Origin of the sequence: Neorhizobium descurainiae (genome assembly GCF_051400715.1) — a bacterium.
Classification (GTDB): Bacteria; Pseudomonadota; Alphaproteobacteria; order Rhizobiales; family Rhizobiaceae; genus Neorhizobium.
Genome location: NZ_JBLFFK010000037.1, coordinates 17,412 through 32,102, shown reverse-complemented (window position 1 = coordinate 32,102; position 14,691 = coordinate 17,412). Strand labels below are relative to the sequence as shown.

Genomic DNA, 14,691 nt, shown 5'->3' with positions numbered 1-14,691 from the left:
TTCCATTCAGGCTTCAGACACCTTCTTGGAATCATCATCAGCCCGATCACTCAACCCTATTCTCGGACGGGCTCTCAGGGTCCACACCATTCAGTTTACAAGTGTTGACGAGCGATGCCAGGACCGCGAGGGGCTTGCCACCGCGCTCGTTGCCCACGAACAACGAATTCTTCCTCGTCAGGGCCACGGATTCCATCGAACGCTCGACCATATTGGAGTCCACTTTGATCGGGCCATCCTCCAGGAAGGCTGCCAGTCCGTTCCAGTGGTTGAGCGTGTAGTGACGGCCTTGCCAAGCGCCGATTTTGCCGACACCTCGTCAATCAGGTCGGTGGGCTGGGCCTTCAGTTCTCTCGTGATGGGCGCTGCTTCGTGACGCCGCACCCTCAGCCGGGTATCGTCATTCTCGCCTTGGATCCTCGCTTCGATACGATAGATCTCGGCCGTCCTGGCAAGGATCGACAGCGCCTCCGAGGAGCCGGTACGGAACGCTCCCATTTCAACATTGGCGGCGATCAGCACGTCGCCAAGCGCCCAGGCCAGCGATTCGGCATCCGGGCGGTCGCCGGAGATCGCCGAAACGAGATTCGCGGCGGCGAAGGGCGCCAGCCGGCCGGACTGCAGCGCGGCATCGGCGTAGTCGACCGCGGCGGTCAACCCATTGTCACAGGCTAGCCCGAACAGATCGACCAATTCCGCGACGGTTTTTGAGGAAATACCGGGTTTGCGACCGATCAGACTTTTGTAACCCAGAAACACCTTTCCCGCGGGTCCGGGATCGTCGCCGGACGCGGTGAGCAGCACGGCGTCGCGCAGCGCCTTTTCGTCCTCGTTCCGCCCCATCAACCGGACGGCAAGCGCGTGTCGGACGCGCTCGGCACCGCGACCGAGATGCAGGCGATGAAGAACTATGCCGGTCACCAGCCGTCACGCTGGCTCGGCCACATGATGGTGTCGCGCTCGGAGACGGCCCGACAGTTGCTCAGCATTGCACCCTTCCTGTCGCCCGACGCAGCCGAGCGCTAAGAAGCCGCCATCACCAAGCGGCTCGACCAGATCGGTCGGCGCATAACCCGCATGGAGCGCGACGTCGGTATCTCCGTCGAGACGCTGGCCATCTTTGTCCGATTCTGGCTGACGACGACACCGGCGCGTCCCGAACGCGCCGCTCGGGCCGCTAGGGCAAAGGCCGGCGAGCGATACGACGCCTTCGTCGCGGCTCTGGGGCGTCGGCTCGCAAACGGGCAGAAGCTCAGACAGGAAATTTCGGAGGACATCAACGCTGAGCGGGCCGACTAAAACCTTTGCTCGATAGCACTGCGCTCCGCGTCTTCTGCTGGCGCTGGCTCAGCTTCGGATGGACGACGTTCGATCCCATCGATTAGGACGTCCAGCATTGCATGCAAGCGTTCTGGAGCCTGGAACGTAGTCGCAGCAAGCACGATCCCCGCCATCGCAAGCGAGATGTTCTCGGAATCGGCATCTTCTCGGATCGTCCGACCCTGGACACCGGCATCAACAAACCGTGCGATCTGCGCGTGGATCCTGCTCCTGGTCTGCGGTTCAGGGCGGCCGTTGGCCATGACTGCAGCCCGCAATGCATCCATCATTGCATGCTTGGTCGTGACGAATGCGGCATAGCGATCCATCCACATCCGCATCGCCTGAAGAGGCTGGTGGCGGAGGAACAACGCGTCTGCTTCGCTGTCGAGGGCATCCATCTCGGCTTCGTATACCGCCTCCACCAAGGCATGGCGGGTCGGGAAATGTCGATAAAGAGTACCAATCCCGACACCACTCTCCCGTGCAAGCACATCGTATTTAACGTCTGTATCGCCCGCGGCAAATCGCGCTTTTGCGATGGTGATCAGGCGTTCGCGGTTTCGTGCTGCATCGGCGCGCATTTTGATCGGCTTTGACAAGTGGAGGGTTTTCCGTTTACGTCGAATTAACCGGAGCCAGCTCCGTTTCCTTCCTAACACGGAAAACTCGAGATGTCAGACCGAAACAAGCGTGCTTCGATAGCAAGTAACCCAACGGGTATGCTTGCCAGCCGCGAAATTAGCCGCATCGGTTATGGGGCGATGCAGCTTCGCGATCTCACGAACGATTCTGATCGTGCCGTTTCCTTGCTTCGGTTGGCGGTGGATCTCGGTGTTGATCACATCGATACCGCCCGCTTCTATGGCAATGGGTTTGTAAACGAGGCGATCCGTCGGGCCGTGCAGCCGGACGCAAAGGTTTTGGTGGCCACCAAGATAGGAGCCGACCCCAGCCCGGATACCAAACCCATACCGATCCGACTAGCCCAACGACCCGAACAGCTTCGTGCGAGCGTCGATGCAGAACTCGCCAGTCTTGGGGTAGAACAACTTTCCGTCGTGTACTTGCGTCGCGCAAAGAATGGCCACGGCTTGTCGGTCGAAGGCGATCAGATCGTCGACTTTGACGACCAGATAGCGGCGATGACCGAAATGCGAAACGTGGGGAAGATCGGCGCGATCGGCCTCAGCGGAGTCGATCTTGTGGAGCTTCGCAGGGCCGCTCCTGCCGGCATCGCCTGCGTTCAGAACGCCTATAGTCTTGTCAGCCGCCAGGATGAGGAACTCCTGTCATTCTGCGCCGATCAGGGCATAGCTTGGATTCCATTTTTCCCACTCGGAGGTGCTCGGCCGGGCTTGCCGAAGGTCACGGAACAGCCTGTGGTTATCAAGGTTGCGGCGGAATTGGGCGTAACTCCATCTCAAGTAGGATTGGCATGGCTCGTTGCTCGCGCGGCCAATATTTTCCTTATCCCGGGGACTGCAAATCCCGATCATCTTCGGGAAAATCTTGGCTCGGTATCAATCAGTTTAAGTGCCGAGATGATGGCGGAGTTCGATCGTATCGCCGTCTAAGGGCTCAATCCAATGCGCCGTGCCTTTGGCGACCGCCGTAGCTCCAAGGCCCGACGCTGAACTCGCGTGGCTCGAATGAAATAACCTACAGAACCGCCGTTCCCGTGTCTCTGTACGCCACGGTACGACGACCATATTTCGGTTGTTGTAATGCCCCTAAATTTTGCCTCTTCTACTCATCCCCGATCCAGGGCCGCTTTTCGCGGCCCGCAAGAGAATGGGGACGACGTGGTGGCCACTCACCAGAAATCGGAGGCAATTCCTCGCGGCGCGCGCATTTTGCGCACGGCCCTCGGGCCCGGCGATCGCCCAGTTTCTGGAAGACCCCCGCGATCGTCGAGGTGATGCTCAACCCCCACGGGCGGCTCTAGATCGACTGCCTCTCCGAGGGGCTCTCCGACACGTGTCGATTTATGTTTGAAACTGGGACGCGTGCATTGAGTATTTTCAATAATTTGTGTGAGACTAAAGTGTAACGCTTTACACTTCAAATGAGAGTCTGGCGGGTGTTTGTTACGCTCAAAACGGGATTGATCGACCGGTTGATCGACCGTAATGTCGCCGCATGAATTCGTCCCTCGAAGCCCCCGAAAATGAAGCCACCGGCGACGACAGTCCGGAAGAATTTCTTCGAGATTTTTTGCGCCGTAGCAGCGGAAAGGTGACTGCTGAGGTGGTCGCAGAGGCGCGAAAAGAATGTGGAAGGCTTCTGGCTCAAAAAGGAAAAGCCGAGCTTTGCGGCGCTGCTGCGGTGCATTGGAGAAGTCTGCCTCACCGAGGGGCTATCACCTCCTCACCGTAGCACTGTGCAGCGGAGAGTCTCGGAACTGATCCCAATTACAGCGGCCCGCAAACGCGGGGAGCGCGAGATCGAAGCCGCTTCGACACCGAGCCTTGGTCAGCTTTTAGTAGCCAAACCGAACGCCCTTTGGGTGATCGATCACACCATCGTCGATGTCGTCGTTGTTGATGAACAATATCGCCAACCGCGAGTTCAGCATCGTCGAGATGCAAAGGCCGTGCCGTGGATCGGTAGCAGAACGTGCTTCTTGGGAGATCGATCATTTTGCACCCCCGTCTGATGGAGCAGGCCGCGGGCCGGTGACGATGGAGGATTTCTCGTTGCCGTCGGCGATCGGCTGGCGCGGTGTTTTTTTTAACGAGGTCCAGCTCCATCGTGAGTTGGCCGACCTTGCGTTCCAGCGCCGCGATTTGCGCCTCATACTCGGCAATGACGCTGGCTTCGGCCTCTTCATCGTTCAATTCGCTCCGATCGAACTGCGTCAGCCCACAACTGGATGAGGTTAGCCGAAACGCCGTAGGTGCGCTGCGCATCGCGCCGTCCAATGACGCCGTTTCGGATATCTTGGCACAGCTGCAATTTGAATGGCGTGGAGTGCCGCCGATATGGACCTCTGGATTTCATGAGCCTTCTCCGATTGAGGCCCGCAGAGCATATCAGTTTTTCCGTATCCCGTGGTCCAGCTCCAGGGGTTCACTCCAGACCTGCGTCAACCTGCCGATCAAACCCCAAATCACGGCAACGATGCTCGCCAAGGCAACGAAGATCGTAAGCTTTGGCAGGAAGTCCGGCGCGATCGGCGGAGGTAGAAGAGCAAGTCGGAACACAAGGGCCTTGGGGTTGAGCGTCGTCGTCACAAATATGCGTCGAGCGGTCACGCTGCGGTCCATGACATCATTGCTTCCCGCCGCCCAGAGCTTTATTGCGAGATACATAACCCAAATCGCCGCTGCGGCCTTCAACACCAGAGCGGTTTCCGGCCAACGGCTGATCAGCTCTCCCCCAAGCCATGTAAGGGGCAAGATCATAGTGAGGTAACCGAGCAGTTCGGCGGGGAGTAGTCTCAGAACGAGCCAAAAAACTGGTGCGCGCCGATGCCAACCCCATCAGCGTATTGGTCGGGCCGGAACTCAGTAAGAGAATGGACGCCGCCGAGATAAATGCTGGATAGCTCATTGCAGGTCGTCTGTTGTCGTTGTGTCCTCGGTCAATCCGGATGGGGTTCACGCAGGGATTTGCCCTTGGCTTTTCTCAGGTCCAACTATCTGTCTCATCGTTGTGAGGAATGCTCGACTGGCTTCCCGGACGCGAGCAGGCAATCGCAGCGGCCTTTGCGGCTCGTCGCATCGCCGCGTCGAGCGAAAGGCCTCGATCGAGAGCCGACGCGAGAACGCCTACAAAACAATCACCAGCTGCGGTCGTATCCACGGCATCGACGCGAACTGCCGGTACCTTTACCTCCTGGCCGTCGATGAAAGCTTCGGCTCCCTCTCCTCCCATGGTGCGCAGGACCCCGGTATTGAGAGTCGCTGACAACGATCTCGCGCTCGGCTCGCAACCAAGCCAACCGGAAAGAGCTTCGGCCTCGTCTTCGTTGACGATTACGATATCGACGAGAGACAGTAGGTCGCGATCCAGCCGGTAGGGCGGTGCGAGGTTGAGAATCGATTTTGCGGGATAATTGGAAACCCGTCTGATTAGATTTTCAATCTGAACAGCGTCGTTCTCCATCTGCATCAGGACATAACTTGCTTTCCGAAGCAGCTCATCTTCAACGCCATCGGATTGGGCTATCAGGTTGGCGCCTGCTGCGACTGCGATCATATTGCGCCCATCAGCATCGATGATTATCGCGGCGGAGCCGGTAGGCTCCTTCGATCGGACCACGCGGCTGAGGTCGACCTCGCCTTCCAAATTCTGAAGGGCGATAGGGGCCATGGCGTCGTTACCCACCGCCCCCGTCATGACGACGCTTGCGCCATCTCGCGCAGCTGCCACCGCTTGGTTAGCCCCCTTCCCTCCAGCCTCCGTTCGCGATCCCCGTGCCAAGACAGTCTGACCCGCCTGAGGTATCTCCTTGACCAAGTAGATCAGGTCAACATTTATGGATCCGAACGTGACGATCATACTAACAACCCCCAGCTTGCTGCTCGCCGGCGGCGCCAAAGTGGTCCCTTGGCCATGCGCGATGGATGTGATTTTCGTTGGCAATTGAAGCTAACATCACCGCGACAATTCCCTCAGTCTCGCTCTAATGCGCACCGCACGTAATCAGAAATGATTTTTCTTTTAGAATCCATTTCTATTTCTATCAAGCTTAGAGAAGCAATTCCAAACGTGCCACGGAGGCGTGGCCGGGAGCAACAAACCGAGACTTGATGGCGCCAACAACAAATGGGGATCGTTATGGAAGCCTATTTCATATTGGAAACAAACCTTCTAGTTTGCATCAAAGGGAGATTTGAGGATTGACCGTCGCAGCCGTATCACGATGCCTCACGCTTTTGGAAGTGCTGGCTGGAGAAGCAGGATCAATCGAGTTGTCCGACCTTGCCGGACGTCTCGATATGCCGGCGAGCGCGGTCCATCGTCTGTTGACGACGCTGATAACCCACGGGTGGGTGACTCAAGATGCCGCAAGTCAGAAATACGCCCTTTCTCTTCGATTGAGCGCCTTAGCGTTCCGGAATCTTGATGCGCGGAATGTACCTGACGTGGTCCAGTCCGTTCTGAATCGGTTGGCTGCGGAAACGCAAGAATATTGTCGTCTCGCAATTCTGGAAGGTCGGGATTTGGTATGGGTGGCACGTGCACAAGGTGCAACAACCGGCCTCCGATATGATCCGGACATGGGACAAGAAATCGTTCTCCACGCAACGGCGAATGGGAAGGCATGGCTTTCCACTTTGCCGGAAGAACAGGCGCTGGAACTCGTCTATTCTCGCGGCTTTACCGCTAAACGAAAGCTTGGTCCTAATTCCGCTCGATCGATCGACGAACTAAGAGTTCGGCTGAAAGAAACTCGAGAACGGGGATTCGCAACCTCCGTCGAAGAGGGAGAGGCTGGTACCGCAGCGGTTGCGGTGCCGTTTCGGGCAAGTTCTGACACTGAAGCTCCGGTAGCTGGAACGATTTCCGTTGCAGGGCCTCTCGTTCGCATAACGGAAGATCGGTGGCCCGATCTAGTCCGGTCCCTGAATAAGGCTGCGGCGGAACTGAGCGATATCTGGCCCCTGCGTGTTCGTCAGCGAACTATGACGCCATTGATTGTTGCTACGGGGGCGGTGCGGTAGCCGGTTCTGCATTTCATAGCACTATCTCGGGGTTCGCGCACCTTCGAAGGTTTAAACCTGCGGCCACTGGCTTGCCGACATCGAATGCCGACGCAAAGGAGGTTCCGCACCGCGATGCTTGGCCTGCAAGAGAATAAGTAATCGACTGGTGGGGAGCTCGCGTAGCGAGCTGAAGGTCTAGGCACGTGCGATCATACGCGGCTAATGTCTGGATGAAGGGCTACAATCATTTTTTTGTAGATTTGAAAGCCGATTTCGTTTTAGAACTCATTTCCATTTAAATCTGTACGTAGAGAGGGTTTGCGATGAGCGTGACTCGATGGGAGGACGACGCCACTGTTTGGCACGGTCCGGACTACGGCTCTGAGGGATTGAAATACCATCCGGAGGTCAAGACGGCAGCTGTCGCAGGCCGGATCATCACTTGTGTCGAGATCGTAGATTGGAGCGGTACAGGTACGAAGGACCTGCTAATTTCGGCATGGGACGCTTGCTATGACGGTCGCGTCTTCCTGCGCCGCCAAATCGGGTCTAATCCTGACGGCACCCCTATTCTTGGTGAAGAAGAGCTGGTCGAAGGGGTCCGCGGTTACGTGACGGCCATCAAGGATGGGGATATTTTCCACCTTGTGTCCGCGTCACGCCTGCGCAAACAGATTTATGTGTTCCCCAACGTTGGTAAGAAAGGCGCGCCTGAATTCGGGAATCCTGTCCGCCTTGATCTTGATGCCGATTGGGTCAAGGAAAACGAATATTTCCATATGGCCCGGTTCCACGACATCGACGGCGACGGCGTGGCTGAATTGATTGTCGGCAGTGACTATTGGAATGACTATTGGCCAAATGGTCTGGAATGGAATGACGAAGGGTATCGCGGATATGACGACGCCGGCCGTTGGCTTGGCGGGCCGCTACGAGGTTTCCTATACGCATTCAAGAACAAAGGTACGCTCGCAGCTCCCGTGCTGGAAAAGGGTCATGCCCTCATCGCCGGCGAAACGCCGCTTGAGGTCTATGGGCAGCTGGCACCTGCATTCGGCAAGTTCGGGACTAAACAGCAACACATGATTGCAGGCGAGTTCTGGAATATCCTGCATATTGCCCGACAGCGCGAAGACGGAACCTTCGAGCCGACCAGCCTGATCCGCAGTGTAGACGACAAGGTTCTCGAACTCGAACACTGTATCCATCTCCCCTGCGTCGTCGATTGGGATGGCGACGGCCGCGAGGATATCCTTTACGGCGCAGAGGACGGTTATATCAGCTTCCTCAAGAACGTCGGCACTGGCGAGGACGGTCTTCCTCGTTTCGAACAACGTGGCCGAATCGAAACTACGAAGCCTCTGATCCATGCCGGCATCCTGCCATGCCCGGCAGCTTGCGACTTCAGCGGCGACGGCCACTACGACCTGGTTGTCGGCAACAGTACCGGCGAACTGCTCTTCTACCAGAGCCGGGAAAAAGACGGCACGATCTATCTCGACAAGGAAGTGATGCTCAAGGGTGGCGACGCACCGATCCGACTTGCGGCCGGTCTGACTGGTTCGATCCAGGGACCATCAGAGAAGATGTTCGGCTATTCCTGCCCGACCCTTGCCGATTGGACCGGCAATGGAAGCATGGACATTTTGGTCAGCGACGTCACGGGCCGTCACCGGCTGTTCCGCAACACCGGCGAAAAGGTCCTTCCGCCACGTTTCGGCGAGGAGGAGTTCCTAACCTTCAAGGGTAAGCCGTTGAAGACGGTCTGGCGGGTTCGACCGGCTGTCGTCGACTGGCTCAAGGACAATCAACTTCACTATGTCGCATTGGACGAGGACGGAGTCCTCAGCGATTGGAGGAAGGCGTCCGACACAGAACTCGTCGACAAACGTTTTCTGCGTTGGGAAGACGGCGACGTGATGCGCTTTACCGTCGATGTCGGCGGCGGGCGCGGTCGCGTAAAGCTGTGCTTCTGCGATTGGGAGGGCACAGGTCGCACGGATCTCATCTTCGGCACCCATGCGCGCGCCTGCGTGCCCCCCGATCCGAAGACCGGTGCGCCACGCAATACGACGAAGCAGGCGGGCCTGTTCTATTCGCGTAATGTCGGAACACCGGAAGAGCCGCGCTTTGCATTGCCCGTCCCGATTAAGCACCGCGACGAGACCATTCAGATGGCGATGCATGTCGCCTCCCCGGAAGTTGTCGACTGGGCCAGCCGCGGAAGTCTCGATATCGTCGTCGGGATCGAGGACGGCAGCATTGTCTGGCTCAAGCGCGAGGAACTGTCGTGGTAAGTAGTGTCAACATTCGAGGCACGACTAGGCTGATTGGCATCATCGGCGATCCAATCGCCCAGGCCAAGTCGCCAGCGGCGGTCAATCCTCTTTTTGCGGCACGCGGGGCAGATATCGTATCTGTCCCGCTCCATGTTCCCGCAAAGGACCTGGCTACAATATGGGCCGGTCTGAAAGCAATTCCGAACCTCGTGGGGTTCGGCATCACCTTACCTCATAAACAGACGGCGATCGATCTTTGCGACAGTCTCGATCCAGTGGCCGCCCGGGTCGGCGCGGTCAATTTCGTCCGGCGTGAACGCGACGGTAGCTTTCGAGGCTATCAGTTCGATGGCAAAGGCTTTGTGCGTGGGCTCCAATCGAAAGGGATTGCGATAGAGGGTCGCGATGCTCTCATCATCGGAGCCGGTGGCGCATCGGTCGCTATAGCGTTTGCACTCGTTGAGGCGGGTGCCAACAGCATTGCGGTGTCGAATCGAACTTTTGACAAAGCCGAAGCTCTGGCGCAGGTCGTGAATTCAGATTTTGGAAGAACGGTTGTCAAGGCAGGTAAGGCGGAGCCGGTAGCAGGGCAGCTCGTCGTCAATGCCACGTCACTCGGTCTTCAAGAAACTGACGCTCTACCGCTCAATCCGGATCTTCTGCAACCCGGGATGACACTCGCTGAAGTCATTGCCCAGCCCGAAACCACCAAGATTCTCGCGCTGGCCGCCGCAAAGGGTGTCGAAACCCATTCCGGCATGCACATGATCACCGGACAAGCCGACCTCACTGTCGACCATATATGTGAGCTTTGGGCTTAGCTAATGCTTAGTTCTACCGCGCGAGCAATATACTCGGCTGCCAGAAACATTTGTCTTGCAAGCGGTCCTCCAGGCTGATCGCAAGGTGAAGCGGACGGCGTTCCTGTACCTCATGACACGGGACGCTGATCCAGAGCGGGCGGTTTGAGGCGCGCCACTCGATCGACGCCGCCTACGCCTTCCAAAACGTGCTAGTCTAGCACTACCTCGGCTCCGGCTCGGAGCAGGAGCGACTAGGGCCCAAGTTCGCTTCGCCTGACTCGCCTTCGCCAGCACCGGGGATCCTTTACGCCGCCCACATGGTGTTCTCGAAAAAGACCCGCCATGAATAGGGACCTCCAAAGCGCGACCGCAAGCGGTTGACGTCGATCTACAATGACGGCGGCCCGAAGCTGCCGTCATCGACCTCGTATGTAACCCCGGGCAGCCGGATTTTTGTTAGTTGCCTAATCGCGCCACAGCGCGATGTGGGCATGCGGCAACTCTGAAATTCTAAAGCCGTTGTCGATCTCGAGATAACGGCGCGACGAAGGCGTCCATTGCGGCCAGGCGGGAACTCCCGGTGCCGTGGGTTTTCCGGTCTTGATGAAATTGACCCACAGCGCGTGCATTGCGGTGGCGCGCGCCTGGATCGCGGCGTCGGGAACGATGTAACGCGCCCTCAAAGCCTCGACATTGTCGAACACGTAGGACATTTCCGCCCCGTGGAAGGCAAAGCCGGCATTCCTGCCGCTGGTGGGGGCCCATGTCCAATAGTAGGCATAAGTCGATCCGCCCCCCGATGCATGGCTATCGGCCATGATCCAGCTTGGCGCGCCAAAAAGGCGGGTGGCTCCGAACCGGCGCTTCCATTGCTCATCTGTCAAGCCAGGGTTCAAGGCCTTGAATCTTTCAAAGAGCGGTCCCGACGCGTCGTTTCCCATGCCGGCAATCTCGTCGCGATCCCACCCGATGAGCAGCGAGACGTCTTTGTTGACGCCTGACGCGGTCGCTTCACGGGGTTTCGCGGTCAGCAACTCCCCATCGACAAAAGCGGCGTTCTGGAAACCTGGCACCCTGTCGAAGAAATGCTCCACTGGCGCTGTCAGGATATCACGGCCCTGAATGCCCTTTTTCGCAAAGGCGGTCGCCACGCGGTCGGCCGAAGCGAATACCTCGTCCTTTGTAAGGACTGTGCCATCGCCGCCGCTTTGCGAGATGGCCGCGCGATATAGTCCGGTGGTGGACGGCGCGCCAAGCATAGCGCATACGTCGAACGCGCCTGCCGACTGGCCTCCTATCGTTAATTGGTCCGGGTCTCCGCCGAACGCGCCGATGTTTGCGCGCAGCCATTTCAGGGCGGTGATCTGGTCCCATATCGCATTGTTGCCGCTTCCGGCATAGTCCGGGCCGATCAGCTTGCCGAGCTCGAGGAAGCCGAGGATGCCGACGCGATAGCCGACTGTGACGAAAACTACGCCATCGCGGGCAAAACTAGCGCCATCCACACGGTCCTCCAGCTGCCAGCCAGAGAAATTACCGCCGCCATGAAAGAAAACATAGACGGGATGCGGACCGGCCGTCGATGGGGCGGTGATGCTGAGCGTAAGGCAGTCCTCGCTGACCCTGGTATCCGACGGGGCGTTACTGCTTACCAAATCCCGGTGCGACTGGATCGGAGCCGCCGGGTTCTCGACGGCTTTGCGGGTCCCGAGCCATCCAGGATGCGGTGCGGGCCGCTTAAACCGAAGCGTGCCGACCGGCGGGGCAGCGTAAGGGATTCCACGGAAATAGCGAATTCCATTCGCCGCCGCGACGCCTTCTAGCAGACCTTCGCGAACAGTGGCGAAAGTTGGCCTCCCCTCCGGTACCGGTTCGACACTTTCTCTATAACCGCCCGGATAATCGGTCTGGCCCGCGCCCATACCTTGCGCCATCGCCTTCTGCCCCGTTCCAAAGAAAAGGCCGGTGGCGGCCACCCCCCTCATGAGTTCGCGTCGATTGAACATCATTCCTCCTGCTGCTTTTACGAAACGGTGAATCTAGGCCAGCGTTGAGCGAGCGGCCTTCAGGGCGTCGAGACTTCGTGCGACAAGGGCTTCGAGATCCGCTGCCAATAGGCCAGTCCCGAACGCATAATGGAACGCCGTTCCATCAATGTAAACTGCTTTTTCCGTCTCTACAGGCGGTCATATCATGACGTTTGGCTCCGATCCGAAAGCAGACATCGATCCTGCGCTAGAGCGATTTCATTCAGTCTCTGGTTCATAGCCACAGGAGCTGGAAATCGCATACAGCGGAAGAGGGAGGCCTTATGCCTCAGTCGCGCTCTCCTTGCGACCGTTGTCGAACTCGGGGTCCGGATGACTGGCAGCACATGATCGAAAGCACCACTGTTCGCGGCGCCCTCGGGCTGTGGGCGCTAAAGGGGATTATCAGGAGGCTTTGGTCGATCACGCGGCGGCTTTTGCCAACTGTTATCGCCAACAGGTCCGCAACGGCATTGTAATTCGAGGCCTTCAACATGACCTAGAGCTGTGCAAACTATCCTTTTCGTTGGTGTTGCAATCGTAAGCCTCTCTCCTGCCAACGGAGCCGGCCAACCTGACCTGTCAGCGACAGGGTGACGACGGCATCTTGCAAGTCTTGCCCACTAAAGCCCAAATTCGTCGGATAGATCTCCGGCATCCAAATTTGGTCGAGCAGCTCGCCTTGTGGAGAAATCACCGTTATGCAGCCGGTCAATAAGGTCGAAACACAGATGTTACCTGAAGCTGCGACCTTCAGGCTGTCGAACCGCTGGAAGCCTCCAAGTCCGATAACGAGCTCGCCGCCGCTCTGGCTCGGAAAAGGTCTTTTATGGACTACCCCCGGCTCAGCGATGGCGTAGCTCCACAGCCGTGCTGTTTCCATTTCGGCGACGTAAAGCGTCGAAAGATCGGGCGACAAGCCAATTCCGTTTGGTGCAAGAAGCGGGCACACCACCCTCTTTATCGAACTGCCATCGGCTTTTCCGTAATAGACAGCGCCGTGGTCCCGGTGGAACTCCCGGACCCTGCCCGTGTCAGTGAAATAAAAGCCGCCCTGATCATCGAAAACGATGTCATTAGGGCCGCTGAGTTTTCGGCCGTCGCACTTATCGTACAAGGTCGTGACCTCGCCTGTAGCCACGTCGACTTTCTGGATCGAGCCGCCGGTGTAGTCCGCAGCCAAGCCGACCGGACGCAACCAATCGCCCTCCTGTTTCCAGGAGAACCCTCCATTATTGCAAACGTACAGCGCTCCATCCGGCCCTAAAGCCATCCCGTTAGGACCGCCGTTGGTGACCGCCAATACGTCCTGTTTTCCACCTTCCCTGATCCTCACGATCCTGCCGCGACCGATCTCAACGACGGCGATCGAGCCGTCGGGGAGTTCGACGGGTCCTTCCGGAAAGTGAAGTCCCGTGGCAATGATCTCGATGTCAGGTTTCGTCATAGAATGGGCGAGCGCTGAAGGGAAAGGTCAGCATAGCAATTTAGTGCGAGGATCCGGCGAGCTTCATCCAGTAGCGCCACTGAAGGTTAATTTCAGTGGCGAACTAGCTGGTCTCCACGTGCTCGGGCACTCCCCGGTTTGTCGCCGAACGATAACCCGCCTCAATGACGGCCAGCGCTCGCTCCGCTTCGAGCAAGCCTGCAACGGGAGGGCGACCATTCGCGAGATCCGCCCAACTACGGCGAAGGAAAACCGGATAGTATTCATCCGTATTGTATTCGATTGCCGTCGAGCTCGCCCTCTCGCTTTCACGCGACTTTGCGAAGTACTGGTCGGCGTAGCCGCGAATGTAAGACTGACGATGCGAGATCGAGAACGCAAAATCTCGCTGATCCTCGGCTGTGGACGGATACAGATAGCCAGTCTCGATCACGCCGATCTGTCCTGCACCAGTGCGGCAGGTGAAGACAGCTTGTTCGTCGACTGTCACATCAGGTCGGAAAATCTGGACGTGGCCCGAGACCTGGGTGATCGGGGAATGTGTAAGATTTGAGATCATGTCGATGAAGTGCACCCCAACATTCAGCATCGACCCCCCTCCCGCGAGGGCCTTGTCAAGCATCCAACCGCACCCGTTTCGCTCATAACGAGCCACCGACCCCACGATAAACCTGAAGGAAAGATGCTGGAACCCTTCCGGGGTGAATCCTGCAGCCGGCGAGAGGCGATCGCCCAGGTCGCTCACGCGCATAATGAGAGGCACGCTCACGAAGATGCCGTGTTTCTCGGACAGGTTGCGGATACGACGAACTTCCTCGAGATTTACCCCGCATGGCTTTTCTATGAGAAAAGGCTTGCCTTTCGCGATGAGACGTTCTGCGAGTTCGGCCATGTCGGAATGACGGCTAAACACGAGCGCGAAGTCGAAGTCCTGGCTGATGAGCTCATCATTGGAGCCATAGAGCTTGCAGTTGAGTAGATCGGAAAAACGAGCCCCAGCAAATGAGGCGCTGTCCGATAGGCCGATTACCTCGATACCCGAATCCTTCAGCGCAGGAAGGTATAGCGGAAAATGCCAGTGGCTGACGTCGAATACTGCGATCTTCATCTCGGCTCCGTTTATTGCGGGTTTATCAAGGTGAGGAGCCATGATTAAACAGA

At 57.8% G+C, this 14,691-nt stretch carries 11 protein-coding genes and 3 pseudogenes; 6 read left to right on the top strand and 8 right to left on the bottom strand.

Annotation, left to right across the window (positions count from 1 at the left end; translation table 11 throughout):
* Window positions 1-73: 73 nt before the first annotated feature.
* Window positions 74-483 (bottom strand): annotated as a pseudogene (locus ACMGE0_RS32060) (IS66 family transposase); the annotation flags it as partial.
* A gap of 75 nt (window positions 484-558) precedes the next feature.
* Window positions 559-843 (bottom strand): annotated as a pseudogene (locus tag ACMGE0_RS32055) (DUF1403 family protein); the annotation flags it as partial.
* Window positions 844-987: 144 nt separating this feature from the next.
* Here ACMGE0_RS32055 and ACMGE0_RS32050 point away from each other — a divergent pair.
* Window positions 988-1,299 (top strand): annotated as a pseudogene (locus tag ACMGE0_RS32050) (CopG family transcriptional regulator); the annotation flags it as partial.
* Here ACMGE0_RS32050 and ACMGE0_RS32045 read toward each other — a convergent pair.
* Window positions 1,296-1,922, bottom strand: coding sequence for a TetR/AcrR family transcriptional regulator (locus ACMGE0_RS32045; RefSeq protein WP_436819918.1), 627 nt, complete (start codon window positions 1,920-1,922; stop codon window positions 1,296-1,298). The pseudogene ACMGE0_RS32050 and the gene ACMGE0_RS32045 sit on opposite strands and share 4 nt — an antisense overlap.
* A 72-nt stretch (window positions 1,923-1,994) precedes the next feature.
* On the opposite strand from ACMGE0_RS32045, the gene ACMGE0_RS32040 reads away from it, so the two are divergent.
* Window positions 1,995-2,897, top strand: a complete 903-nt coding sequence (locus ACMGE0_RS32040) for an aldo/keto reductase (RefSeq protein WP_436819917.1) — start codon at window positions 1,995-1,997, stop codon at window positions 2,895-2,897.
* A 969-nt stretch (window positions 2,898-3,866) separates the two neighbouring features.
* Complete coding sequence (locus tag ACMGE0_RS32035) at window positions 3,867-4,199, top strand: hypothetical protein (RefSeq protein ID WP_436819916.1); 333 nt, start codon at window positions 3,867-3,869, stop codon at window positions 4,197-4,199.
* A 156-nt stretch (window positions 4,200-4,355) separates the two neighbouring features.
* Here the strand turns inward: ACMGE0_RS32035 and ACMGE0_RS32030 are convergent, their stop codons facing one another.
* Window positions 4,356-4,727, bottom strand: a complete 372-nt coding sequence (locus tag ACMGE0_RS32030) for a hypothetical protein (protein WP_436819915.1) — start codon at window positions 4,725-4,727, stop codon at window positions 4,356-4,358.
* Window positions 4,728-4,950: 223 nt separating this feature from the next.
* A complete protein-coding gene (locus ACMGE0_RS32025) occupies window positions 4,951-5,826 on the bottom strand; it encodes a ribokinase (protein WP_436819914.1) in 876 nt (291 codons plus the stop codon).
* Window positions 5,827-6,167: 341 nt separating this feature from the next.
* Between ACMGE0_RS32025 and ACMGE0_RS32020 the strand changes: the two genes are divergently transcribed.
* The 3 genes from ACMGE0_RS32020 (at window position 6,168) to ACMGE0_RS32010 (ending at window position 10,074) form a co-directional block, all read left to right on the top strand.
* Entirely contained in the window at window positions 6,168-6,992 is an 825-nt protein-coding gene (locus ACMGE0_RS32020; RefSeq protein ID WP_436819913.1) for an IclR family transcriptional regulator, read from the top strand.
* A 305-nt stretch (window positions 6,993-7,297) separates the two neighbouring features.
* Complete coding sequence (locus tag ACMGE0_RS32015) at window positions 7,298-9,271, top strand: FG-GAP repeat domain-containing protein (protein WP_436819912.1); 1,974 nt, start codon at window positions 7,298-7,300, stop codon at window positions 9,269-9,271.
* Window positions 9,265-10,074 (top strand): shikimate dehydrogenase family protein, encoded by an 810-nt coding sequence (locus ACMGE0_RS32010; RefSeq protein WP_436819911.1) that lies wholly within the window; start codon window positions 9,265-9,267, stop codon window positions 10,072-10,074. The genes ACMGE0_RS32015 and ACMGE0_RS32010 overlap by 7 nt, the downstream gene beginning before the upstream one ends.
* 446 nt (window positions 10,075-10,520) lie before the next feature.
* Here the strand turns inward: ACMGE0_RS32010 and ACMGE0_RS32005 are convergent, their stop codons facing one another.
* The 3 genes from ACMGE0_RS32005 to ACMGE0_RS31995 all read right to left on the bottom strand — a co-directional run bounded on the left by ACMGE0_RS32005 (window position 10,521) and on the right by ACMGE0_RS31995 (window position 14,638).
* Window positions 10,521-12,062: a carboxylesterase/lipase family protein gene (locus ACMGE0_RS32005; protein ID WP_436819910.1), complete on the bottom strand. Its 1,542-nt coding sequence runs from the start codon at window positions 12,060-12,062 to the stop codon at window positions 10,521-10,523.
* Between the two features lie 535 nt (window positions 12,063-12,597).
* A complete protein-coding gene (locus ACMGE0_RS32000; RefSeq protein ID WP_436819909.1) occupies window positions 12,598-13,530 on the bottom strand; it encodes an SMP-30/gluconolactonase/LRE family protein in 933 nt (310 codons plus the stop codon).
* A gap of 103 nt (window positions 13,531-13,633) precedes the next feature.
* Window positions 13,634-14,638 (bottom strand): Gfo/Idh/MocA family protein, encoded by a 1,005-nt coding sequence (locus ACMGE0_RS31995; protein ID WP_436819908.1) that lies wholly within the window; start codon window positions 14,636-14,638, stop codon window positions 13,634-13,636.
* Window positions 14,639-14,691: the final 53 nt, after the last annotated feature.